Here is a 23,220-nt window from a genome sequence, read left to right on the forward strand (position 1 = left end):
TTGTTCGAGATGCTTCCGCATTTTCGAAGTGTCCAGCTCCAGCGCCTAGCTCCTCGAGAACATAAGTCAAACCACCAAGGAAGGGAAAGGGCACCCTTCCTTGGTGGCTCGCCTTAGGCTTGTCGGAGGCCCACAGGATGTGGGTTAGAAAGGCGTTGCTACAGGACGTGGCGGTTTTAGCCTTTCTTCCTCTGTTCAAGGCGCTTCCGTATTTCTTTTTACCTGTCAATAGGAACGGCTCCTTCGATTGGTTGTAATGGATTTTCTTGGTCAATATGGTCGTAGAACATAATTCCGTTTAGATGATCGATTTCATGTTGAAAAGCTATACTAGCAATTCCTCTTAATCTAATTTTGATTTCCTCACCATCTACATTCCAGCCCTTAACAGTAATCCGTGAAAACCTGGGTACATATCCGGGTACAGCACGATCTACTGAAAGACAACCTTCTCCAGAAGTTAAATAAGCTGTTTCTACTGAGTGACTAATAATTTTAGGATTAAATAATGCATAGCTGTATAATTTGCCTTTATTATCTTTAACATGGACGGCAAGCATACGCTTTGAGACATTTATTTGCGGTGCAGCAAGTCCAATTCCTGGTCGCAATCCGTATTTTTTAGAAGTATCTGGATCTTGACTATTCTTAACATAGTCCAATAAACTGTTTAATATTTTTTTGTCTTCCTCTGTTGGAGGGAGAGATACTTCTTTGGCTACTTCTCTCAGCGTAGGATGTCCTTCGCGAATAATATCATCCATGGTTATCATATATGTTCCCCCATTCATACAAATCCTTATAATTATAAAATATAGTCTATCAAAGGGTTGAAAAAAAGTTAACTATTAGAAATAGTATTCATAAATCCTGGATGATAGGAATAGATTTTTTCTAGGACAACCTATTTGTTCGCAAATGATTTATCATAGTTGAAACTCCCTATTGTCAAACTAATTTTGGACCTATATAGTAGAAGATGTCATATAGTAAGGGGGAAAATAAGTGTTAAAATTACATAGTGTCTTGGTAACTCTTGTCGCTGTATTTATACTTTCTGGCTGTGTTGGAGGAGCGTCACCTCAGGAAAATATTTATAATGTTTTAGAAGAAACCGTTCAGAAAGAAAAAGGTTTTGAAAAGGTCCAGGAGCCTCTAGTGGAGCTTGAAAAAAAAGAACAGGAAATCTTTAAAAAAGTAATTGGACTTGGGATGAAAGAAATCGATCAAATCAAGGAGCTTTCTGATCAAGCACTTGATAATATTGAAAAACGAGATAAGTATATTACAAACGAAGTTGACTCAATGAACAAAGCTAAAACTGAGTTTGAAAAAATGAACGAGTATATTGGAAAGATCGAAGAAGATTCATTGAAAAACCAAGCAAAAAAATTACAAAATATTATGGAAGACCGATTTAAAAGTCATGAACAATTGGCCAAAAGCTATAAGGAAGCATTAGAAAAGGATAAAAAGCTTTACGAAATGTTAAAAAAAGAAGATTTAACAATGGAGCAATTACAAAAACAGATTGGTGAAATTAACAAAACATATGAGAAAGTATTATCAATAAACAAAGAGTATAACGATAAAACAGACCAATTCAACAAAGAAAAACTCAGCTTCTATAAGAGTGCGGGAATCGAAACGAATCAAGATAGTGAAACAGCGTCAAAAGGGAACTAGACAGTGTACTAGTTCTCTTTTTTGCATTTAAATGTCATCAGTTTAAATAGGAAATTAAAGTAAGCTGGGCAAATATCCCATGCAAAAAGACCACAGACACGATCATTTAAGAAGGTTTTTAACACTTCCTTCATCTAATCGGAATAGATGGAACAAGGATATCTTTATTCATTTAGTAATTTTTAAAAGCTGTTTTCGTAAACATTGTTGTTATTTGATAAAGGGGTGGTAGGTTGCAGAGAAAGGTTGCTCGCTTTCCGGGTGGGGCTGGCGGTGAACCTCCTCGTCGTCTTGCTCTTGCTAAGGTCCCACCTGTGCCGCTTCTCACGCAGGAGTCTCTTCCCCTCCTCTTCAACCAATCTTTTTAAAAAATATACTATCGAGAATTAATGTATAACAGATGAAGAATTCGTCTGTTGTTTTATAATACAGTTATATTTATTTGATTAATACAGAAGGAACAAAGTACAATAGAATAGAATTGTTAATTTAATTGAAAGTGTTAAGAATACAAGTATTTTCTGATTGACGGCATCAATTTAAGTATTGTAAACTGAAAGAGGTGATTTTGGAATTGTATTAATGGATTTCTTGTATTGATTGATACAGTTTTTGTATATCAGTTTAGGGTTTGCTTTCTATAAATTGTGGGAAACTATGAATAACTTATTTTATAGCAGTATTCATAGTAGACCCTAATGTTTTAGGGTAACCTAAATTCTGTATGTGAAAATCTAAAATAAATGATGAAAGAAAGGATAGGTGACTTCGATGGCTTCGAAATCAAAGAAAGCACCATTTGATGCGAAAAAAACACTCGAAAAGATTGAAGAGCAATTCGAAATGTTTCAAATTCTAAATGAAGAAGGCGAAGTAGTAAATGAAGACGCTATGCCTGACTTAAGCGATGAGCAATTACAGGAATTAATGCGTCGTATGGTCTATACTCGTATACTTGACCAAAGATCAATCTCGTTAAATCGTCAAGGACGTTTAGGCTTCTATGCTCCAACTGCAGGACAAGAGGCATCTCAAATTGCTTCACACTTTGCTTTGGAAAAAGAAGACTGGATCTTGCCAGGATACAGAGATGTTCCACAAATTGTTTGGCACGGACTGCCTTTATACCAAGCATTCTTGTTCTCTCGTGGACATTTTAAAGGAAACCAAGCTCCAGAAGGTGTAAATGTTCTTTCACCACAAATTATTATCGGAGCTCAAATTATTCAAACAGCAGGTGTTGCGCTAGGTCTTAAAAAACGTGGAAAACAAGCTGTGGCTGTTACATACACAGGTGACGGTGGTTCATCACAAGGTGATTTCTATGAAGGAATTAACTTTGCTGGTGCATTCAGTGCTCCTGCCATTTTCTTCGTACAAAATAACCAATTCGCGATTTCAACACCTCGTGACAAACAGACAGCAGGTAAAACGATTGCTCAAAAGGCAGTTGCTGCAGGGATTCCGGGTGTATTAGTTGATGGAATGGATCCATTAGCTGTTTATGCTGTTACATTAGATGCTCGTGAACGTGCTGTTAATGGGGAAGGACCAACTTTAATTGAAACAATGTGTTACCGTTATGGTCCTCATACCATGGCTGGAGATGACCCAACTCGTTACCGTACTTCGGAAATGGATAATGAGTGGGAGAAGAAGGATCCTCTTGTTCGTTTCCGTAAATTCCTTGAAGGGAAAAAATTATGGAATGAAGAGCAGGAAAACGAAGTCATTGAAGAAGCAAAAGAAGATATAAAACAAGCTATTAAAAAAGCTGATGGAACTCCAAAACAGAAAGTAACTGACTTTATCGGAAATATGTTCGAAGAGCTTCCACATAACTTAAAAGAGCAATTAGAAATATATAAAGAAAAGGAGTCGAAGTAAGCCATGGCGCAAATGACAATGATTCAAGCAATCACTGATGCCCTGCGCACTGAACTAGCAAACGATGAAAATGTACTCGTTTTTGGTGAGGATGTAGGTCAAAATGGTGGTGTATTCCGTGCAACGGAAGGTCTTCAAAAAGAATTTGGTGAAGATCGAGTATTTGATACTCCGCTAGCTGAATCTGGTATTGGCGGGCTAACAATTGGATTAGCACTGCAAGACTATCGTCCAGTCCCAGAGATCCAGTTCTTTGGATTCGTGTATGAAGTAATGGATTCCATAAGTGGTCAATTAGCTCGTATGCGCTATCGTTCAGGTGGTACTTTCCATGCTCCTGTGACGATTCGTTCACCATTTGGTGGGGGAGTACATACTCCTGAATTGCATGCAGACAGTTTAGAAGGATTAATGGCACAGCAGCCTGGACTAAAGGTAGTTATTCCTTCAACTCCTTATGATGCAAAAGGATTGCTTATTTCTTCAATTAGAGATAATGATCCAGTCATTTTTCTGGAGCATATGAAATTATACCGTTCATTCCGTCAAGAGGTACCTGAGGAAGAGTATACAATTGAACTCGGAAAAGCGGATGTGAAACGTGAAGGTACTGATTTAACAATCATTGCTTACGGTGCAATGGTTCACGAATCACTGAAAGCAGCAGACGAACTTGAAAAAGAAGGCGTTTCTGTTGAAGTCATTGATTTACGTACTGTAAGTCCAATAGATATTGATACAATTATGGCTTCAGTTGAGAAAACAAACCGTGCCATTGTTGTTCAAGAAGCACAGAAACAAGCAGGTATTGCTGCAAATGTTGTTGCTGAGATCAACGATAGAGCAATCTTAAGTCTTGAAGCCCCAGTATTACGTGTTACTGCACCAGATACTGTATATCCATTCTCTCAAGCAGAGCCAATTTGGTTGCCTAATCATAAGGATGTACTTGAGACAGCGAAAAAAGTATTAAACTTCTAACCTATATATAGAAAAAAGAATTGGCTCATTAGATTGATTGGCCATAACTTTATAATTGATTACAGCGCAGTGTAATGCTTTAGATGTTATGGCTAGCATTTTGATCTCATGAATCATTCTTAGGCACAATTATTCAAAAACATCTAATAGGATATTAATAACAGGAGGGCGAATTCATGTCATTCGAATTCAAATTACCAGACATTGGTGAAGGTATTCACGAAGGTGAGATCGTAAAGTGGTTTGTCAAACCCGGCGATAAAGTAGAAGAAGACGACGTGCTATGTGAAGTTCAGAATGATAAAGCGGTAGTTGAAATTCCATCTCCAGTAGCCGGAACCGTTGAAGATTTACTTGTTGATGAAGGGTCTGTTGCCGTCGTAGGTGACTCCCTCATTAAATTCGACGCACCTGGTTATGAAGATCTTCAATTTAAAGGTGATCACGGAGACGGCGATAAGAAAGAAGAAAAAACGGAAGGTCAAGTTCAAGGTACGGCAGAAGCTGGAGAGACCGTTGATAAAGAAGCTTCAGAAGAAACTGGGCCTAAAGGTGAAACTGGTGCAGGAGTACAAGCAGAAGTTGATGTAGATCCGAATCGTCGTGTTATTGCAATGCCGTCAGTCCGCAAGTATTCACGTGAAAACGGCGTTGAAATCCGTCAAGTGTCTGGTTCTGGAAAAAATGGCCGTGTACTAAAAGAAGATATTGACACATTTAAAGCAGGCGGTGCAAAACCAGCGGTAACTGAAGCAAAACAAGAAAGTAAAACAGAAGAAAATGTTCAAAAACAAGAAGAAACACCAATAGCACAAGCAATTCCTGAAGGAGAATACCCTGAAACACGCGAGAAAATGAGCGGTATCCGTAAAGCGATTGCTAAAGCAATGGTAAACTCTAAGCATACTGCTCCTCACGTTACGTTGATGGACGAAGTAGATGTAACAAAGCTTTGGGCTCACCGTAAAAAGTTTAAAGAAGTGGCAGCAGAAAAAGGTGTTAAATTAACGTTCTTGCCATATATCGTTAAAGCATTGACTAGTGCATTACGTGAATTCCCTGCTCTAAATACTTCTTTAGATGATACTACTAGTGAAATCATTCATAAGCATTATTTCAATATCGGTATTGCAGCTGACACTGATAAAGGTCTTCTTGTACCTGTAGTGAAAAATGCAGATCGTAAATCTATGTTCTCAATTTCAAATGAAATTAATGAACTAGCAGGAAAAGCCCGTGATGGGAAACTTTCAGGAGACGAAATGAAAGGTGCTTCTTGCACAATTACCAACATTGGGTCAGCGGGAGGACAATGGTTTACACCAGTTATTAACCATCCTGAAGTAGCTATACTTGGTGTGGGACGTATCGCTGAAAAACCTGTAGTTAAAAATGGTGAAATTGTAGCTGCACCTGTGTTAGCATTATCATTGAGCTTTGATCATCGTATGATTGATGGAGCGACTGCTCAACATGCACTGAATCATATCAAGCGTTTGTTGAACGATCCAGAATTATTATTAATGGAGGCGTAATTCGATGGTAGTAGGAGATTTTCCAATTGAAACAGATACTATAGTTGTAGGTTCAGGTCCTGGGGGATATGTTGCCGCAATTCGTGCAGCACAATTAGGGCAGAAAGTAACGATTGTTGAAAAAGAAACCCTTGGTGGCGTTTGTTTAAATGTTGGATGTATTCCATCTAAAGCACTCATCACTGCAGGTCACCGTTTTCATCAAGCACAGCATTCAGATGATATGGGAATTGTTGCTGAAAATGTAAAAGTCCAATTTGATAAAGTCCAAGAATGGAAAGCTGGAGTTGTAAAAAAACTTACTGGCGGTGTTGAAGGACTTTTAAAAGGAAATAAAGTTGAAATCGTACGAGGAGAAGCTTATCTGACTGATGCTAATACTCTTCGCGTGATGGACGATAACTCAGCCCAAACTTATAAGTTCAATAACTTAATCTTGGCGACTGGATCACGTCCTATTGAAATTCCTAGCTTTAAATTTTCAAAACGTGTTCTTGATTCAACAGGTGCCTTAAGCTTAACGGATATCCCTGAAAAGCTAATTGTAATTGGTGGGGGATATATTGGAACGGAACTTGGTACTGCTTACGCTAACCTTGGATCAAAAGTAACCATTCTTGAAGGTGCTGACGATATTCTAAGTGGATTCGAAAAGCAAATGACGACCATTGTGAAAAAGGGTCTTAAGAAAAAAGGCGTCGATGTCATTACAAAAGCGATGGCCAAAGGCGTTGAAGAAAATGATAATGGCGTAGTTGTGAAATATGAAGTGAAAGGTGAAGAACAATCACTAGAAGCGGACTATGTATTGGTTACTGTTGGACGTCGCCCTAATACGGATGATATCGGACTTGAAGAAGTCGGTATTGAAATGACAGATCGTGGTGTAATCAAAATTGACAAGCAATGTCGTACAAATGTATCAAATATTTATGCAATTGGCGATATTGTAGATGGACCACCACTAGCCCATAAAGCTTCTTATGAGGGTAAAATTGCTGCAGAAGCTATTTCTGGTGAACCTGCTGAAATTGATTATCTTGGAATTCCCGCTGTTTGCTTTACAGATCCTGAACTGGCTACTGTTGGTTATTCAGAAGCTGAAGCAAAAGAAGAAGGAATTGAAGTGGTTGCAGCTAAATTCCCATTTGCAGCAAATGGCCGTGCACTTGCATTAAATAGTTCAGAAGGGTTCCTAAAGCTTGTTACTCGTAAAGAGGATGGACTTGTGATTGGAGCACAAATCGTTGGTGCTGGTGCATCTGACATGATTGCTGAACTTGGTTTAGCAATTGAATCTGGAATGACTGCAGAAGATATTGCTATGACCATTCATGCTCATCCAACACTTGGAGAGATCTCAATGGAAGCAGCAGAAGTTGCTATTGGAAGCCCGATTCATATTGTTAAATAATATAAAAAGCCTGGTCAAAGAGACCAGGCTTTTATAATAGATTAGAAAGTATAAACATTGGGTATGTTTAAGGGTAAAAGTTATCATGCTCAAACAGTTAGTTTATTGAGTGTAAGGCAGCATATTCATGGTGAACCACTCACTTTATGTCCAGCCCCAACGCCTAGACCTTCGAGACATAAGTCAAGCCCAATAGAAACGGAAAAGGCACCCTTTCTATTGGGCTTGACGTATACTTGTCAGGCATGGTCAAAGCGCCAGAGCTTTTCTTATTACCACTTTTCTATCGTATTACTAATTGGAATCACGATATCTTCTGTGTCTGTGTAACCCACTATTTTAAGAACAACTTGATTTTGATCAATCATCACGATAGCTGGATAGGTTTCGTTATATTTTGAGAATTTATTTTCGTCCTCATTCTTTTTTGATACAATTTTCATTTCTTTTAATTCTTCTGGAAATCGACGTTTTAATTCAATGACGGCATCATAATAAGAAGTTTCATTTCTTACATTATTTTCATCTGTAAAAAACACGATCTCTTTTTTGATTATCTCATTGGCATCCGTAATTTTTTCAACAGAGTTACAAGAAGACAGTATGAATATATTCAATAGTATAATGCTGATTAAAATTGAGTATCTCATCGATTATCCTCTTTTCCTCGCGATCTTTGATTGATTTGTAAAAATATTACTAATGAACTTCTTGATTCACATTTTAACATAAGGAAGTTATGAAAATTGGACTATCATTAAAATGTTACAAAAATGAAAAATCAACAATATATTTAATATGTTTTATATATGGCCATAAAGAGAATATATTTAAATAAAAATAAATTCCGTGGTGAGAATATGAAAAATTATATTACATTCCTAATTCAATGGATCATTTGGAGCTTCTTCTCGCTAGCTGTCTGGCTTTCTCAGAAAGATCAGTTAGAGTATAAATGGATTATGTTTATGATCTTCTGTTATTTTGCCATTATGGTCGGGTTTAAAATTATTAAATCTAAAAGAGTCACATTTCTCATTACCACTCTCAGTCTTGCTACCTTTTTTTCATTAAAATTTCTATTTGAACAATTCATTCCTTATAATTAACAAGGTTTATTTTGTAAGAAGTGTAAATCGTCCACTATAAGGTATAGTTGTATGTTAAAATATTCAAAGGAAATATATGAAAGGTGAGAGAAATGAAAAAATTTATTGTAGCCTGCGTAAGCATTCTATTGCTTACAGCCTGCACACAGGACGCAACATTAGAAAAGCCTAAAGAAACGGAATTTAAAACGGAAGAAAAGAAAGAACAGGACACTTCAGGAGAAGAAAAAAAAGCTGTGGATGAAAGAAATTCAGAAGAAGAGGCTGCAAATGAAGAAGTTAAGGTAGATCCACAATATAAGGTTAATCCTGGTAATTGGTCTATTGAACCAATTGATGATGCAAACTCAAAAGTTGTATTATTAACGATTGATGATGCCCCTGACAAACATGCATTAGAAATGGCTAAAACATTAAAAAAACTGGATGCGAAAGCGATATTCTTTGTTAATGGTCATTTTCTAGACACTCCTAAAGAAAAAGAAGCCTTAAAGCAAATCCACGACCTTGGTTTTATAATTGGAAATCATACATATTCACATAGGACGCTTAGTGAACTCAGTATAGAGGAACAGCAGAAAGAAATTGTTTCTCTGAGTGATACAGTAGAATCAATCACAGGGGAAAGACCTAAATTTTTTAGAGCTCCATTTGGAGACAATACAGATTTTAGTAAGCAAGTAGTGAACGATCAGAAAATGAGTTTAATGAATTGGACATACGGATATGATTGGGAGACGGATTATCAAACAGGAGAAGCAATCGCTGAGATAATGGTGAATTCTCCATACTTAACTGACGGTGCGAATCTTCTTATGCATGACCGGGAATGGACAAATGAGGGTTTAGAAGCAATAGTAAATGGTTTACGAGAAAAAGGCTACGAAATTCTGGATCCTAATTTAATTCAAACCCCAGAAGGATAAAAAAGGAAAAGGGACTGGCATTAATAAATTGTCAGTTCCTTTTATTATCTTCATACCTACGAGAGAATAGTATAAATTGAAAGCGGTTTAAATAATATATAATTGGAAGGAAAAACTTTTAATGTGTCATACAATTTAGGCTTGAAATTTTAAATGTGTTATAATATTATAGATTTATAGAGATTAAAACGCTTTCAAACTAAATGACCAAGGAGAGATAAAATGATGGGTACAATTGTTTGTCAAACATGTTTAAACACAATCGAGCACTTTGAAGATGAAAAGGTATCAGTTTTATTCTCCAATTGTTGTGATTGTGAAGACGAAGTAGAAATTGACGATTAATAATAATCAGAAATCTGTTTAAAGCTTTCGTTATAGACAATAAAATCCCAAAATAAAGATCGAGCAATTTTCTAGTGAATATTAAACGAAAAAGAACCATTATATAAAGTTGCCTATCCAACTTTATATAATGGTTCTTAACTTATTGTAAAGAGATTACTACGAAATATGGTTGTCCCCAAGTTAGCCCAGCACTATACCCCGCTAGTTTTAAGCTAAGAAGTGAAGGGAAAACACGATTACATATTACGGTCTGTTTTTGGTGATCAGTTCCTTTTGATTAGCGTATGGCTTTATGTTCTTTTATGACGCGTAAATGTCTTAGGTCATAATCCTCTGGACCTTGTACTGGAAGTCCAGCCGCTATATTGGTTTTAATATAGTTAATATTTTCAGCTGTAATGATTTCTCCTGGAATAAAGATTGGGATTCCTGGTGGATAAACCATAATAAATTCTGCGATGATCCGTCCGACAGAATCATCAATTGGAATGACCTCAGTATCAGCGTAAAAGGCATCCCTAGGACTCAGTGATAGTACTGGAATATCCGGTAAAAGGACTTTAGGACGAGAATCATCGTTGATTTGTGAGAACTGTGTTGAAAGCTCTTGTAAAGCAAGTACTAATTTTTCACCTTCAGCAAGAGTGTCGCCAGGTGTTATAATACAAAGGATATTGTAAAGATCGGAAAGCTCTACCTCGATATTATGAACCTCTCGTAACCATTTTTCTGCATCATATCCTGAAATCCCTAAATCCTTAATTGAAATAATTAGCTTTGTTGGATCATAATCGAAAGTTGCTTTAGTACCTAAAATTTCTTTACCAACGCAGTATAGATTTTCAATATCATTGATTTTTTTACGAAGTGTTTCAGATAGCTGAATGGTTTGTTCGATTAGTTCTTTTCCTTCAGTAGCCAACCTTTTTCTAGCCACATCAAGGGAAGCTAGTAATAAATAGGAAGTAGAAGTTGTCGTCAGCATACTCAAAATGCTTTGTACCCTTTTTGGTGACACCAGACCCTCTCGAATATTTAATATAGAGCTTTGAGTCATGGAGCCACCCAATTTATGAACGCTTGTTGCTGCCATATCAGCTCCAGCCTGCATAGCAGAAAGAGGTAGATCATCATGGAAATGAATATGGACTCCATGTGCTTCATCGACAAGTACTGGTACTTGGTAAGAATGAGCAATTTCGACGATTTTTTTCAAATCAGCTGAAATTCCAAAATAAGTAGGGTTGATAACTAGTACTCCCTTTGCATCAGGGTTTTGTTCTAACGCTTTTGATACTGAATCAGTTGTGATACCATGTGATATCCCTAAGTCTACATCTACATCAGGATGAATGAAAATAGGTGTCGCACCTGAGAATACAATGGCGCTCATAACGGATTTATGAACATTTCTAGGGACAATAATCTTATCTCCAGGGCCACATACCGACATCACCATTGTCATAATGGCACCGCTCGTTCCTTGAACGGAGAAGAAGGTATGATCTGCACCAAAAGCCTCGGCAGCTAAATCTTGTGCTTGTTTAATCATGCCTTTTGGCTGATGGAGGTCATCTAATGGGCCAATATTGATTAAATCTATTGAAAGTGCATTTTCACCAATAAATGATCTAAATTCTGGATCCATTCCTGCTCCTTTTTTATGACCAGGAATATGGAATTGTAAGGGATTTTTTTTACTATGTTCAATTAAGCCTGTAAACAGTGGCGTTTTATATTGGGACAATTCATTCTACACCTCTTTAAAGTTGCTAATAACTAAGTAACGACATGTATTTTACACCATAAGCCATGGGAAAGACGATTAGCTCAAGGCACTTTCGAAATTATAGCACTTTCTTTTTCGTTTTCATAGTGGCATTTGCCTAAGCTTTTTCATTTTGTCAAATAGAGAGGATTTTATCAACGTAAGAGAGAAATAGTGTGTGAGGGAGTGAAAGATATGAACTGGAAAACAAGAGTAACAGAGTTATTAGGAATTAAATACCCTATAATTCAAGGTGGGCTAGCGTATTTAGCTTATTCAGATTTAGCTGCAGCGGTATCTAATGCAGGTGGACTCGGACAAATAACAGCTATGTCTTTACCATCTCCAGAAGCACTTAAAGAAGAAATAAGGAAGGTAAGGACCCTGACAGATAAACCATTTGGAGTAAATTTTGCCATTGGTCAGCATGGCAGACCTTTCTCTCACTATTTAGATGTAGCAATCGACGAAAAGGTACCGGTTATTTCGATGACAGGTGGCAACCCAACACCGATTTTCGAACAACTTGAAGGGGTAGAAGTTAAAAAGCTTGTTTTAGTCGCTGCTAAAAGACAAGCAATCAAGGCTGAAGAGCTAGGTGCTGATGCCGTAATGGTAGTAGGTCAAGAAGGTGGAGGGCATATTGGCAAAGACGATATTGGAACGTTTGTATTAATACCGAGAGTAGTTGATGCTGTTTCTATACCAGTTATAGCTTCTGGAGGTATAGGAGATGGCAGGGGGGTTATGGCTGCAATTAGTCTGGGAGCAGAAGGAGTGGAAATGGGCACTCGATTTATTGCAACAAAAGAATGCATCCATGCTTCGGATGTATATAAACAGCGATTGATTGAGGGATCTGAAAATGATACAGTGGTCATTAAGCGATCGATAGGTGCTCCTGCCAGGGCTATAAAGGGGCCATGGACTGAGAAAATTTTAACCATCGAAAGCCAAAAAGGATCATATGATGACTTAAAAGTTTTGATCAGTGGAAAAGCAAATCAGAAATACATATATGAAGGATTTGAAGATCAAGGATTTGGTTGGGCAGGTCAGGTCATGGGGCTCATTCATGATATTCCTGATGTGGACAATCTTTTTAGAAATATCTTTTCTGAAGCTGAAACCATTCGAGAAAAATGGTCAAAATAAGGTTATCTTAAATTTCACGAAGAAGGTGCTAAGCATGGAATACCAATATCCATTCTCAATAGATTGGTCAACAGAGGAAGTCATAGATGTGGTAAAGTTTTTTGAAACCATTGAGAAGGCATATGAAAAAGGAATAAAAAGAGAGTTGCTGATGGATTCTTATCGAAGGTTTAAGGAGATTGTACCAAGTAAATCAGAAGAGAAGAAGATCTTTAAGGAGTTTGAAGAATCAAGTGGATATTCTTCTTATCATGCAGTAAAAGAAATGAGAAACAGTGAAGATGGAATGATTATATCAATGAAAAAACAATAAAGAGCTAGTCTTAAAAGATTGGCATCCGGTGAATCCCTTTTGGAAACTCTCAAGATGCTGGTCTTTATAAGACTAGCTCTGTATTTGTATAACAAAAGAAATGCCAAAAGAAAGATAAATCTATATGATTTTCCTCCCTTTGTAGTGTTTATTAAAGTTTATAAAGGGGTAATAATTTTATAAATGCATCATGAATGGTTTCAAGAGTTTCTTTCCCGGACATTTTTATCGCCTTTTCTTTTGGGATTTGAATTCCACAAAGAATTTCAGCTTTTTTAACGGTTTGAAGACGGTTGAACAGTTGTTGAAGGTCCTCATCCGTCATTTCGGAGAAAGTTTTTGCATCAGGTTTTGTATGATCACCTGACCAGACAAAATGATCAGGAATATCTGACCGTAACGAATCCATATGCAATTCTAAAGTTTTTCCGTATTCTTCCTTATTAGGTGCTTCATATATCATTGCATACCATACAAAAACATGAGTTTCCCAAAGGCCAATTTGAAAATGGGGGTGCTGCTTATATCCTCTTTTGTTATTGGCAAAAGCCACCCAGGTATCATCTGGGGGATTGACTGAACGACGTGCATGTTTTGCAACATGTGGGAATATTTCATCTCCAACCAAGGTGCTAAGGGTTGGTGAGAAGTGATCTCCGAGCCATTCAAGTTTTGGTCTAATTGTATTAATAAGAGCTTCCATTCGATTTTCAAGACCATCAATTTTAAATACATCAAAGTCTTTTCTTTTAAAACCATTAAATCTCATTAAAATGTGCCTCCTTGATATGTTAGAAAACATTTTATCATAGTAGCTTTTACAAAATGAACTAACTTGATTCCGCTTAGGTGAATACACATTTTTGTTACGGGATTGTTTCTTCCCTCATACTATGTAGTAAATATTATCTGAATATTCTATATACGAAAAGAAATCGGAAGGGGTGTATTGTCTGTGAAACAAGTTATGAGCTCCTCAAGAAAAAAAGATATAAGACAGCAGAAGTTAGCTATTCTTAGATTAGAAATGGACTATGAATTAGCCGTTCTTTTTGAAGCCCTTCAAGATGAGAACCAAGAAGTACAGAAAAAATCAAAAGATAAATTGACTAAAATTCGGGACGAATTGGTAAAATTACAAGCTCTTTAATGATTAAGATTAGAAATGTGCTGATGCTAAAGGAGATATTAATTAAACATGATGATGTTATTTTCCACATAGCGGACTCTTGAAGCTTGAAAAGGGTTCGCATTTTTATGATTTAAAAATTCAAAAACTTGAATAGGGAAATAATTTAATTTAAGCTATTAGCTAAACAGTGGTCAACCATATTTTACTGGAGGATTATCGATGTCAAATTGGTCAGAGATGGATACATATGCGAAACAATGGATAAAAGAAGCTGGAAAGAAGGTTAGAGAATCCTTTCAAACAGAGTTAAATATTCAGACAAAGTCGAACCGAAACGATCTTGTTACAAACATTGATAAAGAAACAGAACAATTTTTCATAGAAAAAATTAGGGCGGTCTATCCTAATCATAAAATCCTTGGTGAGGAAGGCTTTGGTGATGAACTAGAAAGTCTTGACGGCATTGTTTGGATTATTGACCCAATTGATGGAACTATGAATTTTGTTCATCAGCAAAGAAATTTTGCAATATCTATTGGTGTTTATGAGAATGGTACAGGTATATTGGGATATATCTATGATGTTGTCCATGATGAATTATATCATGGACAGAAAGGAAAAGGGGCTTATATGAATGATTATGCCCTACCTAAGCTTGAAGCTGTTAAAGTAGAAAATGCCGTCATTGCATTAAATGCATTATGGGTAACGGAAAATCGAAAAATAGATCCAAGTATTTTAGCACCACTTGTACGTGACGTTAGGGCTACAAGGTCATACGGATCTGCGGCATTAGAGATGGCCTTTGTAGCTTCAGGTAGGCTTGATGCATACTTAACAATGAGATTAGCACCATGGGATATTGCTGGTGGGAAAGTATTAATTGAAGAAGTGGGAGGAGTCGTTACTGATTTAAAAGGTAATGAATTAAACCTTCTGAATAAAAGCTCGCTACTCGTTGGGAAGCCAAGGCTTCACAATAGGATCTTATATGATTACCTTAATAAAGGGTAACGATCAAATGTTGAAGAAAAAAATCAGCCCTCATTTCACGATTTCTAAATGTAAAAATGAGGCTGATTTTTTATACACCCTGTAAGATCATAAAAAAGGGTGTATATACGGAAAGAAGGTATATCTTTATCCAGCTAACCCCCTAGCTTCTCGAGACATAAGACGCCTCCACTTGTATTGTTATAATTTACCTTCTTCTCGATATTTTTTCTTTGTTTTAAAACCAAACCCCATTACTATAAAAAGAACAATTATACTGATTGAAGCGATTAGGATACTTTCTTCTCCAATGGCCACTCCTATTCCCATGATACAGGCTGCAGCTAATGCAGCGAACAAAACAAAAATCCATTTAATATTTTTCAAAGCTATTTCTCCTTTTTCCATCTAGTGGTATTTATTTAAATAATAAAATCTCGATTAATGAATGAAGTTCTAACGAATTAGAGATAAATAGGGTAAGCAATAGTCTACAGGGTACGAAAAAATTCCATCTGGAGCAAATACTTTGCTTGACCCTATCTCTATTGTACAATATTCTATTTCTGCTTTTCTACTAGCTATGATATAATAGCTTAGTTAAAAGAAAGCTCAACATAAATAGCGATCAGGAGTGAAAATTTTGAATAAAAGAAATGATTTACGAAATATAGCAATCATTGCTCACGTTGACCACGGAAAAACGACGTTAGTGGATGAGTTATTAAAACAATCCGGTATTTTCCGTGAAAATGAACACGTTGATGAGCGTGCTATGGATTCTAATGACCTTGAAAGAGAACGGGGAATTACGATTCTGGCAAAAAACACTGCTATTCAATATAAAGATACTCGAATTAATATTTTGGATACACCAGGACATGCCGATTTCGGTGGAGAAGTAGAGCGTATTATGAAAATGGTTGACGGTGTACTATTGGTCGTTGATGCATATGAAGGTTGTATGCCGCAAACTCGTTTTGTTCTTAAAAAAGCACTAGAACAAAACTTAACCCCAATAGTAGTCGTAAACAAAATCGATAAAGATTCGGCTAGACCAGCTGAAGTAATTGATGAAGTTCTAGAGTTATTTATCGAACTTGATGCAAATGATGAACAGTTGGAATTCCCTGTCATTTATGCATCTGCAATTAATGGTACGGCTAGTGTTGATCCAGACCCTGCTAAACAGGATGAAAATATGCAATGTTTATATGAAGCCATTGTTGAACATATGCCAGCACCAATAGATAATCGTGATGAACCACTTCAATTCCAAGTAGCATTACTTGATTATAATGATTATGTAGGTAGAATTGGAATTGGACGTGTCTTCAGAGGAACAATGAAGGTAGGACAACAGGTCGCTCTTATGAAGCTTGATGGGACAGTTAAACAATTCCGTGTTACGAAAATGTTCGGTTTCATGGGATTGAAAAGAGTAGAAATTCAGGAAGCTCACGCTGGGGATCTTATTGCGGTTTCAGGAATGGAAGATATTAACGTAGGAGAAACAGTGAGTCCTGTTGAACATCAAGAACCACTACCAGTACTTCGTATTGATGAGCCTACACTTCAAATGAAGTTTCTTGTTAACAATAGTCCATTTGCTGGACGTGAAGGAAAGTTTGTTACGGCAAGAAAAATCGAAGAACGGTTATTAGCCCAGTTACAAACTGATGTAAGTTTGCGTGTGGAACCAACTGAATCCCCAGATGCTTGGACAGTTTCCGGTCGCGGAGAGTTGCACCTTTCAATCCTTATTGAGAACATGAGACGTGAAGGATATGAGCTTCAAGTATCTAAACCTGAAGTTATTGTTAGGGAAATTGAAGGTGTAAAATGTGAACCTATAGAGCGAGTTCAAATTGATATTCCAGAAGAATACATGGGAGGAGTCATTGAATCTCTTGGATCACGAAAAGGTGAAATGCTAGATATGGTGAACAACGGGAATGGTCAGGTTCGCCTAGTATTCATGGTGCCTGCTAGAGGTCTTATTGGATATTCCACTGAGTTTATGACATTAACAAGAGGATACGGAATCATCAATCATACGTTTGATAGCTATCAACCAATGCAACAAGGGCGTGTTGGTGGAAGACGTCAAGGGGTACTCGTTTCAATGGAAACAGGGAAAGCTTCTCAATATGGGATTATGCAGGTTGAGGACCGTGGAACAATCTTTGTGGAGCCAGGTTATGAAGTATATGCTGGTATGATTGTTGGTGAAAATACACGGGAAAGCGATATTACAGTCAACCTAACAAAAGTCAAGCATGCAACAAACGTTCGTTCTGCAACTAAGGATCAGACCGTAACAATTAAAAAACCTCGTATTATGTCGTTAGAAGAATCACTTGAATACCTGAATGATGATGAATATTGTGAAATTACACCAGAGTCCATTCGACTTCGTAAGAAAATACTTGATAAAAATGAAAGGGAAAGAGTTGCTAAAAAGAAAAAGCTTGCTGAAATGAACTAATCTAGAGGAAGGGAGGGGACGAAATGGTAACAGAGCGCTTGTCCTTTTTCGCATCCCTATATAGGGTGGAGGAAAACCCTACTCTTGGTATGTGGCTTTTATACCTTACTATAATCGCGTTGTCAGTACTGGTTTATAAGTTAGGCTTTGCCAAAAAGCTTCCATTACTCAAATCGCTTGTTATTTACTTGTTTTTAATTTTCGGTTGTACGATTCTTACCTTCTTAGGAATCTTCTTACCAGTTGCGGAAGGGCTAGTAGTAGCTTCACTCATTTTAATAATTTATAAAATAAGACTCAATAATGAAAAAAAGCAACAAGCGGAAGGCCAGTAGGCTGTATAATTAGATTAAAGAAGAAGATCCATTTAATTGAATGGATCTTCTTCTTTTGATTTTAATAAGGATTTTCCGGATTACGGTTTCCTTCAATAAATGAGTCGTGTTAAAAATCATGTTCTACCTTTGGTGATCGGTATAGTTTAAAATTTCCTGTTGCAATTCTTTCATTCGTTTTATTAGCAATCCGTTCAGAGCAATTTTCACACATAAATGTATGTATAGGGCGATTTCTTAACCTCTTTGCTAAAACAGATTCGTCATCAATCTTTTCAATTGATTCACACAAAATGCATTTTACTCTCATCATAAGACACCTCCAATAGTCTTTCTCACTCATATATTCACTTATACATAAGTATAACATTTAATAAAACTCTTTTAGAAACTTCAGCCATAAAACTTCTTTTCGTAATCGTCCTATTGTATAATGAACGTATCAAAGGAGGGATTTCATGGCAAATCAAGTAGAACCTAAGCTAATTCCTGCTTTATTCGAACAATTACAAAAAGAAAGATTTGTAACTTTGTCCACCATTGATTATGAAACAGGGGGACCGAATGTTAATGCCATCTCTTGGATTTTTGCAAAAGATGAGGAAACTCTCTTTCTTGCTATTGACAGTCGATCTCGTATTGTAAACAACATTAAGAATAATGAACAATTAGTGGTTACTCTCTTTGCGAATGAATCTACTTATTCTATTAGCGGAAAAGGGAATGTTGCTGTGGATAAAATTGAAGGTATTCCTTTGAAACTTGCGCTTATTAAAGTAGCTATTTATGAAGTCAGGGATGTTATGTTCTATGGTTCAAAAATTGATCATGAACCCACTTATGAAAAAACATATGATAAAAATGCTGCAGACCGTTTGGATCGTCAAGTAATAGAAGCCATGAAGAAAGCATAAAAGGTATGCTTTTTCATGGCTTTTTCTGATGTTTCTAATTTTAATTCTGAGATTTAATTTTATTTTGCGATTGGTCTTCTTGTTCTTTATTCAATTGCTTTTCTTTTTGATTATGCATTTTTTTGTCAGGCTCTTTTGGTGCGTTTTCTGGATCTGAATCTTCAAGGTGTCTTGGGATCTCAGGCATAACGCGACCTGTAATATCTGAAAGCTCATTCATGATTCCTTGTATAGGCTTACCATTTTCTATATCGGATCCAACTTCTTGAATTCTAGAATAGAGGTCTGGATCGGCCACTATTATTGCTTGTGCACCATAAGGATCATTTTTTAAAGATTCTGCTACAGAATATTTAATTGTACCAACTTCAGAACGTTCAACATTACCGTCAAGATCAATTCCAACGATGGCGTAATTCCCTAATACGACGGCAGTAGCATCTTTAACATTTGGAACGCTTGTTGCCAAATTGACTAGATGTTTTGATATTTGTTGACCTGTTTTTCTTTCAACTTGTGGGGTATTTGAGTTTTTAACCGTAATAGGTTTGTTGTTTTCTGTACTGTCATCATTTCGATAACCGACTTCGTTTCTTTGTGCACAAGCTGTAAGCAGAAGGATAAATACGAGAAACGGGATGAACTTTTTCATGTGAAAACCTCCCATGATTAGATTTGATTCATCTCTTATTGTGTAATTTTCTTCTATCTTTATACGTTTGTTCATATATTTTAAGAAACGGGCCGTCCTAATAATATGTACCCAAATAACCGGATGAAGTGGGTCTACATATAATAGAACTAAGAATAAAGGAGCAGGAGGCATCGATTTGAAGAAAATTTACGTTTTAGATACCAATGTCTTGTTACAAGATCCGCAATCAATTTTTTCATTCCAAGATAATGAAGTAGTAATTCCAGCAGTAGTACTTGAAGAAGTTGACTCTAAAAAAAGGTATATGGATGAAATTGGAAGGAATGCAAGACACGTATCAAAGCTAATAGATGGCTTAAGGCAAGAAGGAAAGCTCCATGAAAAAATCCCTCTTTATAATGGAGGTTCATTAAGAATTGAATTAAATCACCGGTCCTTCCAACAACTTCAAGATATTTTTGTTGAAAAAACAAACGATAACCGAATTTTGGCAGTAGCCAAGAATCTTTCATTGGAAGAAGAAACGAAAAACGAAGGAAAATCGGTTATTTTAGTTAGTAAGGATACACTTGTAAGAGTAAAAGCAGATGCATTAGGTCTTCAAGCTGAAGATTTCTTAAGCGACAGGGTAGTAGATGTAAGCGATGTTTACAGCGGGTTTTTAGAAATCTACCTGCAAAGAGAATTATTAGATAAGTTTTATGAATCGGGGGAATTAGCTCTTAGTGAGGTCACTCACCAGCCTTTTTACTCACATCAATTTTTAATCATGAAGGATGCTTTAGGTAGCTCTGCCTCTGCAATTGGAATGGTAGAGTCCTCGGGAAAATTTGTAAGGAAACTTGTGTATGATCAAGACCATATTTGGGGAATAAAGCCAAGAAATGTTCAACAAATTATGGCGACAGAATTATTATTAAGAGATGACCTTCCACTTGTCACAATGGTGGGGAAGGCGGGAACGGGGAAGACTCTTCTAGCACTAGCAGCAGGCTTACTTCAAACAGAGGATCTAAAAACTTATAATAAGCTTCTGGTTGCTAGACCAATTGTCCCTGTCGGAAAGGATATAGGTTATCTTCCAGGGGAAAAGCAAGAGAAGCTGCGTCCTTGGATGCAACCGATTTATGATAATTTAGAATATCTTTTTAATACAAAAAAACCTGGTGAAATTGATGATATCTTAGCAGGGATGGCATCGATTGAAGTTGAAGCTTTAACGTACATTCGCGGAAGAAGTATACCGGATCAATTCATCATTATTGATGAAGCCCAGAATTTAACGAAGCATGAAGTGAAGACGATTCTCACAAGAGTAGGGGAGAGAAGTAAAATTGTTCTTATGGGGGACCCGGGACAAATTGACCACCCTTATTTAGATGAGTATAATAATGGACTAACATATGTAGTTGAGAAATTTAAAGAACAAAAAGTAGCAGGTCATATTAAATTATTGAAAGGTGAACGATCCGGTCTTGCTCAATTAGCTGCAGATCTTCTATAAAAACACAATGATAATATATGAAAAACCCAGTTCATTTGTGACTGAACTGGGTTTTTTTATATAATTTATCAGGGAAAATATGTTGATACTTTTGAAAAAAGTTCGTCATATTCTAGTTCTAATGCACGAGTCAATCAGATAAAAAATTATTCAATTCTAATGGCTTTTACATTAGTGATAGGATTTTCTTTATTAGATCCATCTTCGAAGTAAACATGTACAGGTCCATTTTCTTTTAAAGGTTTTCCTTCTTTTGAGAATCCAAGGATTAATCTATCATGCCCAGCTAAAATAAAGCTATATTCGTTATCTTCCGTTTCAATAATGAGAGACTTTGCATCAGACAATGGTTCTGCATTCTTGATAAATGGCTGTAATGATATTCCAAATGTACCTGTTAGTATTCTCTCCTTCTCAAATTTCTTTTCAGTTTTTAGAGTAGGTGGATATGTTGCACCTTCCTGAATTTCTCTCGACCAATGACGAGAAACGCTTTTCGTATATTCCTCAAGCTCATCTACTTTTTCTTCATTTGAACTAAAATATGTAGTTAAATCAACTTTGCGATCATCAAAAATCCACACACCTGGATCTAACGTAATTGGAAATTTAACCTTTCCCTTAATTGGTATGATGGTCTCCATTTGAACTCCTCCAATGATATAGTCACTTTTAAAATTCATAAATTGTACAAGGAAATTAATATTTAAATTCAGCGCTTTCCGCTGATCAATTGGCAAGCGTAGCGACTAAGCCTTCGAGACATAAGCCAAGCCCCCTAGAAAGGGAAAAGGCACCCTTCTAGGAGACTCTCGTCTTATGCTTGTCAGGCCTGTTCAAGGCGCTTCCGCTTTTCAAGTGTCCAGCTCCAGCGCCTAGGCCTTCGAGACATAAGCCAAGCCCCCTAGAAAGGGAAAAAGCACCCTTTCTAGAAGACTCGTCTTATGCTTGTCAGGCCTGTTCAAGGCGCTTCCGCTTTTCTTATTATATCGTGAATTATTTTTATTGTCACATTCGCCAGTTTAATGAGTAGGTTTTTTAAAAGTAGGGTTATAATACCAATAAAGTTAAATGGGAGGGATCAAATGAATTGCAAAAATAATGAAGAACTTGCTAATTTGGTTGAAGAAGCGAGAGTTTATACAAAATATGGAAAATTAGTTGATTACATTCCTGCATTAAGTCGAGAGAATAAATCAGATTTATCCATATCAATCTATAATTTAAATGGCGAATTTTTTTATGCAGGAGACTATTTAAAAAAATTCACATTACAAAGTATTTCAAAAGTTATTACATTAGCACTGGTTCTTATGGATAAAGGAGAATCAGAAGTATTCTCTAAAGTTGGAATGGAACCAACAGGGGATCCCTTTAATTCAATTGCAAAATTGGAATCGAACCGCCTTAATAAACCTTTAAATCCAATGATTAATGCTGGTGCATTGGCAGTGACAAATATGATCCCTGGTCGTAATGTTGAAGAGAAGTGGAATAAACTAATTCATTTTGTGGCTGAATTAACAAATGATAATGAGGTAAGCTGCAATCAAAGGGTTGAAAAATCAGAGTTTGAGACGGCATTTTTAAATAGAGCTTTATGTTATTTTATGAAGCAGCATAAGGTAATTGATGGAGATGTAGAAGAACTGCTTTCTTTGTATACAAAACAATGCTCCATTGAAATGAATTGCCGTGATTTAGCCAGAATTGGAGCTGTATTTGCGAATGATGGCTGCGATTTGGAAACTGGCAAATGTATCATTACAAAAGATATAGCTAGAGTTTGTAAAACATTTATGGTGACATGTGGCATGTATAATTCCTCAGGTGAATTTGCCATGAAAGTAGGAATCCCTGCGAAAAGCGGAGTATCTGGAGGAATTATGGGAGCAATTCCACAAAAATGCGGGATTGGGATTTTCGGCCCTTCATTGGATCAAACAGGTAATAGCATAGCTGGTTTGAAGCTCCTAGAAATTATGAGTAAAAGATATAGTTGGAGTATTTTTTGACTTGAGAGCTAATAGGAACGATATTTCAGAGTTCCTGTCCCTAATTTTCCTTGCAATTTAGC

At 36.5% G+C, this 23,220-nt stretch carries 25 protein-coding genes; 17 read left to right on the forward strand and 8 right to left on the reverse strand.

Annotation, left to right across the window (positions count from 1 at the left end):
* Positions 1–218: 218 nt before the first annotated feature.
* The gene (def, locus tag JOC86_RS15690) at positions 219–773 is read right to left on the reverse strand and encodes a peptide deformylase (RefSeq protein ID WP_205173856.1); all 555 of its coding nucleotides are present in this window, start codon (positions 771–773) and stop codon (positions 219–221) included.
* A gap of 232 nt (positions 774–1,005) precedes the next feature.
* On the opposite strand from def, the gene JOC86_RS15695 reads away from it, so the two are divergent.
* The 5 genes from JOC86_RS15695 to lpdA all read left to right on the forward strand — a co-directional run bounded on the left by JOC86_RS15695 (position 1,006) and on the right by lpdA (position 7,503).
* Positions 1,006–1,686, forward strand: a complete 681-nt coding sequence (locus JOC86_RS15695; RefSeq protein WP_205173857.1) for a YkyA family protein — start codon at positions 1,006–1,008, stop codon at positions 1,684–1,686.
* A gap of 771 nt (positions 1,687–2,457) precedes the next feature.
* Entirely contained in the window at positions 2,458–3,573 is a 1,116-nt protein-coding gene (gene pdhA, locus JOC86_RS15700) for a pyruvate dehydrogenase (acetyl-transferring) E1 component subunit alpha (RefSeq protein WP_205173858.1), read from the forward strand.
* Positions 3,574–3,576: 3 nt separating this feature from the next.
* Positions 3,577–4,554: an alpha-ketoacid dehydrogenase subunit beta gene (locus tag JOC86_RS15705; RefSeq protein WP_205173859.1), complete on the forward strand. Its 978-nt coding sequence runs from the start codon at positions 3,577–3,579 to the stop codon at positions 4,552–4,554.
* Between the two features lie 176 nt (positions 4,555–4,730).
* Positions 4,731–6,089: a dihydrolipoamide acetyltransferase family protein gene (locus JOC86_RS15710; RefSeq protein ID WP_205173860.1), complete on the forward strand. Its 1,359-nt coding sequence runs from the start codon at positions 4,731–4,733 to the stop codon at positions 6,087–6,089.
* Positions 6,090–6,093: 4 nt separating this feature from the next.
* Positions 6,094–7,503: a dihydrolipoyl dehydrogenase gene (lpdA, locus tag JOC86_RS15715; RefSeq protein WP_205173861.1), complete on the forward strand. Its 1,410-nt coding sequence runs from the start codon at positions 6,094–6,096 to the stop codon at positions 7,501–7,503.
* 272 nt (positions 7,504–7,775) lie between these two features.
* On the opposite strand, the gene JOC86_RS15720 is transcribed toward lpdA, so the two are convergent.
* Positions 7,776–8,153 carry a hypothetical protein gene (locus JOC86_RS15720; RefSeq protein ID WP_205173862.1) on the reverse strand — a complete coding sequence of 126 codons (378 nt, stop codon included), beginning with the start codon at positions 8,151–8,153 and terminating at the stop codon, positions 7,776–7,778.
* Between the two features lie 210 nt (positions 8,154–8,363).
* On the opposite strand from JOC86_RS15720, the gene JOC86_RS15725 reads away from it, so the two are divergent.
* From JOC86_RS15725 to JOC86_RS15735, 3 genes are all read left to right on the forward strand, one after another.
* Positions 8,364–8,612, forward strand: coding sequence for a hypothetical protein (locus JOC86_RS15725; RefSeq protein WP_205173863.1), 249 nt, complete (start codon positions 8,364–8,366; stop codon positions 8,610–8,612).
* A 92-nt stretch (positions 8,613–8,704) separates the two neighbouring features.
* Positions 8,705–9,538 carry a polysaccharide deacetylase family protein gene (locus tag JOC86_RS15730; RefSeq protein WP_205173864.1) on the forward strand — a complete coding sequence of 278 codons (834 nt, stop codon included), beginning with the start codon at positions 8,705–8,707 and terminating at the stop codon, positions 9,536–9,538.
* Between the two features lie 225 nt (positions 9,539–9,763).
* Positions 9,764–9,883: a GapA-binding peptide SR1P gene (locus tag JOC86_RS15735; RefSeq protein ID WP_205173865.1), complete on the forward strand. Its 120-nt coding sequence runs from the start codon at positions 9,764–9,766 to the stop codon at positions 9,881–9,883.
* A 280-nt stretch (positions 9,884–10,163) separates the two neighbouring features.
* On the opposite strand, the gene JOC86_RS15740 is transcribed toward JOC86_RS15735, so the two are convergent.
* Positions 10,164–11,633 carry an aminotransferase class I/II-fold pyridoxal phosphate-dependent enzyme gene (locus tag JOC86_RS15740; RefSeq protein WP_205173866.1) on the reverse strand — a complete coding sequence of 490 codons (1,470 nt, stop codon included), beginning with the start codon at positions 11,631–11,633 and terminating at the stop codon, positions 10,164–10,166.
* 216 nt (positions 11,634–11,849) lie between these two features.
* Here JOC86_RS15740 and JOC86_RS15745 point away from each other — a divergent pair, with 216 nt between their 5' ends.
* Both JOC86_RS15745 and JOC86_RS15750 read left to right on the forward strand, forming a co-directional pair.
* On the forward strand, positions 11,850–12,809 hold the full coding sequence (locus JOC86_RS15745; RefSeq protein ID WP_205173867.1) for an NAD(P)H-dependent flavin oxidoreductase: 960 nt from the start codon (positions 11,850–11,852) through the stop codon (positions 12,807–12,809).
* A gap of 34 nt (positions 12,810–12,843) precedes the next feature.
* Positions 12,844–13,122 (forward strand): UPF0223 family protein, encoded by a 279-nt coding sequence (locus JOC86_RS15750; RefSeq protein ID WP_205173868.1) that lies wholly within the window; start codon positions 12,844–12,846, stop codon positions 13,120–13,122.
* 151 nt (positions 13,123–13,273) lie between these two features.
* Here the strand turns inward: JOC86_RS15750 and JOC86_RS15755 are convergent, their stop codons facing one another.
* Complete coding sequence (locus JOC86_RS15755; RefSeq protein ID WP_205173869.1) at positions 13,274–13,891, reverse strand: YktB family protein; 618 nt, start codon at positions 13,889–13,891, stop codon at positions 13,274–13,276.
* Between the two features lie 186 nt (positions 13,892–14,077).
* Between JOC86_RS15755 and JOC86_RS15760 the strand changes: the two genes are divergently transcribed.
* Positions 14,078–14,272 carry a hypothetical protein gene (locus JOC86_RS15760; RefSeq protein WP_205173870.1) on the forward strand — a complete coding sequence of 65 codons (195 nt, stop codon included), beginning with the start codon at positions 14,078–14,080 and terminating at the stop codon, positions 14,270–14,272.
* A 201-nt stretch (positions 14,273–14,473) separates the two neighbouring features.
* Positions 14,474–15,268 carry an inositol monophosphatase family protein gene (locus tag JOC86_RS15765; RefSeq protein ID WP_205173871.1) on the forward strand — a complete coding sequence of 265 codons (795 nt, stop codon included), beginning with the start codon at positions 14,474–14,476 and terminating at the stop codon, positions 15,266–15,268.
* 180 nt (positions 15,269–15,448) lie between these two features.
* On the opposite strand, the gene JOC86_RS15770 is transcribed toward JOC86_RS15765, so the two are convergent.
* A complete protein-coding gene (locus JOC86_RS15770) occupies positions 15,449–15,634 on the reverse strand; it encodes a YlaF family protein (RefSeq protein ID WP_205173872.1) in 186 nt (61 codons plus the stop codon).
* 256 nt (positions 15,635–15,890) lie between these two features.
* Here JOC86_RS15770 and typA point away from each other — a divergent pair, with 256 nt between their 5' ends.
* Both typA and JOC86_RS15780 read left to right on the forward strand, forming a co-directional pair.
* A complete protein-coding gene (typA, locus tag JOC86_RS15775) occupies positions 15,891–17,735 on the forward strand; it encodes a translational GTPase TypA (protein WP_205173873.1) in 1,845 nt (614 codons plus the stop codon).
* 23 nt (positions 17,736–17,758) lie between these two features.
* Positions 17,759–18,070, forward strand: a complete 312-nt coding sequence (locus JOC86_RS15780; RefSeq protein WP_205173874.1) for a YlaH-like family protein — start codon at positions 17,759–17,761, stop codon at positions 18,068–18,070.
* 109 nt (positions 18,071–18,179) lie between these two features.
* Here the strand turns inward: JOC86_RS15780 and JOC86_RS15785 are convergent, their stop codons facing one another.
* Positions 18,180–18,380 (reverse strand): YlaI family protein, encoded by a 201-nt coding sequence (locus tag JOC86_RS15785; RefSeq protein ID WP_205173875.1) that lies wholly within the window; start codon positions 18,378–18,380, stop codon positions 18,180–18,182.
* A 148-nt stretch (positions 18,381–18,528) separates the two neighbouring features.
* On the opposite strand from JOC86_RS15785, the gene JOC86_RS15790 reads away from it, so the two are divergent.
* Entirely contained in the window at positions 18,529–18,984 is a 456-nt protein-coding gene (locus JOC86_RS15790) for a pyridoxamine 5'-phosphate oxidase family protein (RefSeq protein ID WP_205173876.1), read from the forward strand.
* A 40-nt stretch (positions 18,985–19,024) separates the two neighbouring features.
* Here JOC86_RS15790 and JOC86_RS15795 read toward each other — a convergent pair whose 3' ends face one another.
* Positions 19,025–19,636 carry a YhcN/YlaJ family sporulation lipoprotein gene (locus JOC86_RS15795; protein ID WP_205173877.1) on the reverse strand — a complete coding sequence of 204 codons (612 nt, stop codon included), beginning with the start codon at positions 19,634–19,636 and terminating at the stop codon, positions 19,025–19,027.
* Positions 19,637–19,814: 178 nt separating this feature from the next.
* Here JOC86_RS15795 and JOC86_RS15800 point away from each other — a divergent pair, with 178 nt between their 5' ends.
* A complete protein-coding gene (locus tag JOC86_RS15800) occupies positions 19,815–21,143 on the forward strand; it encodes a PhoH family protein (RefSeq protein ID WP_205173878.1) in 1,329 nt (442 codons plus the stop codon).
* A gap of 146 nt (positions 21,144–21,289) precedes the next feature.
* Here JOC86_RS15800 and JOC86_RS15805 read toward each other — a convergent pair whose 3' ends face one another.
* Positions 21,290–21,787 (reverse strand): peptidyl-prolyl cis-trans isomerase, encoded by a 498-nt coding sequence (locus tag JOC86_RS15805; protein ID WP_205173879.1) that lies wholly within the window; start codon positions 21,785–21,787, stop codon positions 21,290–21,292.
* Positions 21,788–22,228: 441 nt separating this feature from the next.
* Here JOC86_RS15805 and glsA point away from each other — a divergent pair, with 441 nt between their 5' ends.
* The gene (gene glsA / locus JOC86_RS15810) at positions 22,229–23,158 is read left to right on the forward strand and encodes a glutaminase A (RefSeq protein ID WP_205173880.1); all 930 of its coding nucleotides are present in this window, start codon (positions 22,229–22,231) and stop codon (positions 23,156–23,158) included.
* The last annotated feature ends 62 nt before the right edge of the window (positions 23,159–23,220 follow it).

It is taken from the genome of Rossellomorea pakistanensis (assembly GCF_016908495.1).
GTDB classification, from domain to species: Bacteria; Bacillota; Bacilli; order Bacillales; family Bacillaceae_B; genus Rossellomorea; species Rossellomorea pakistanensis.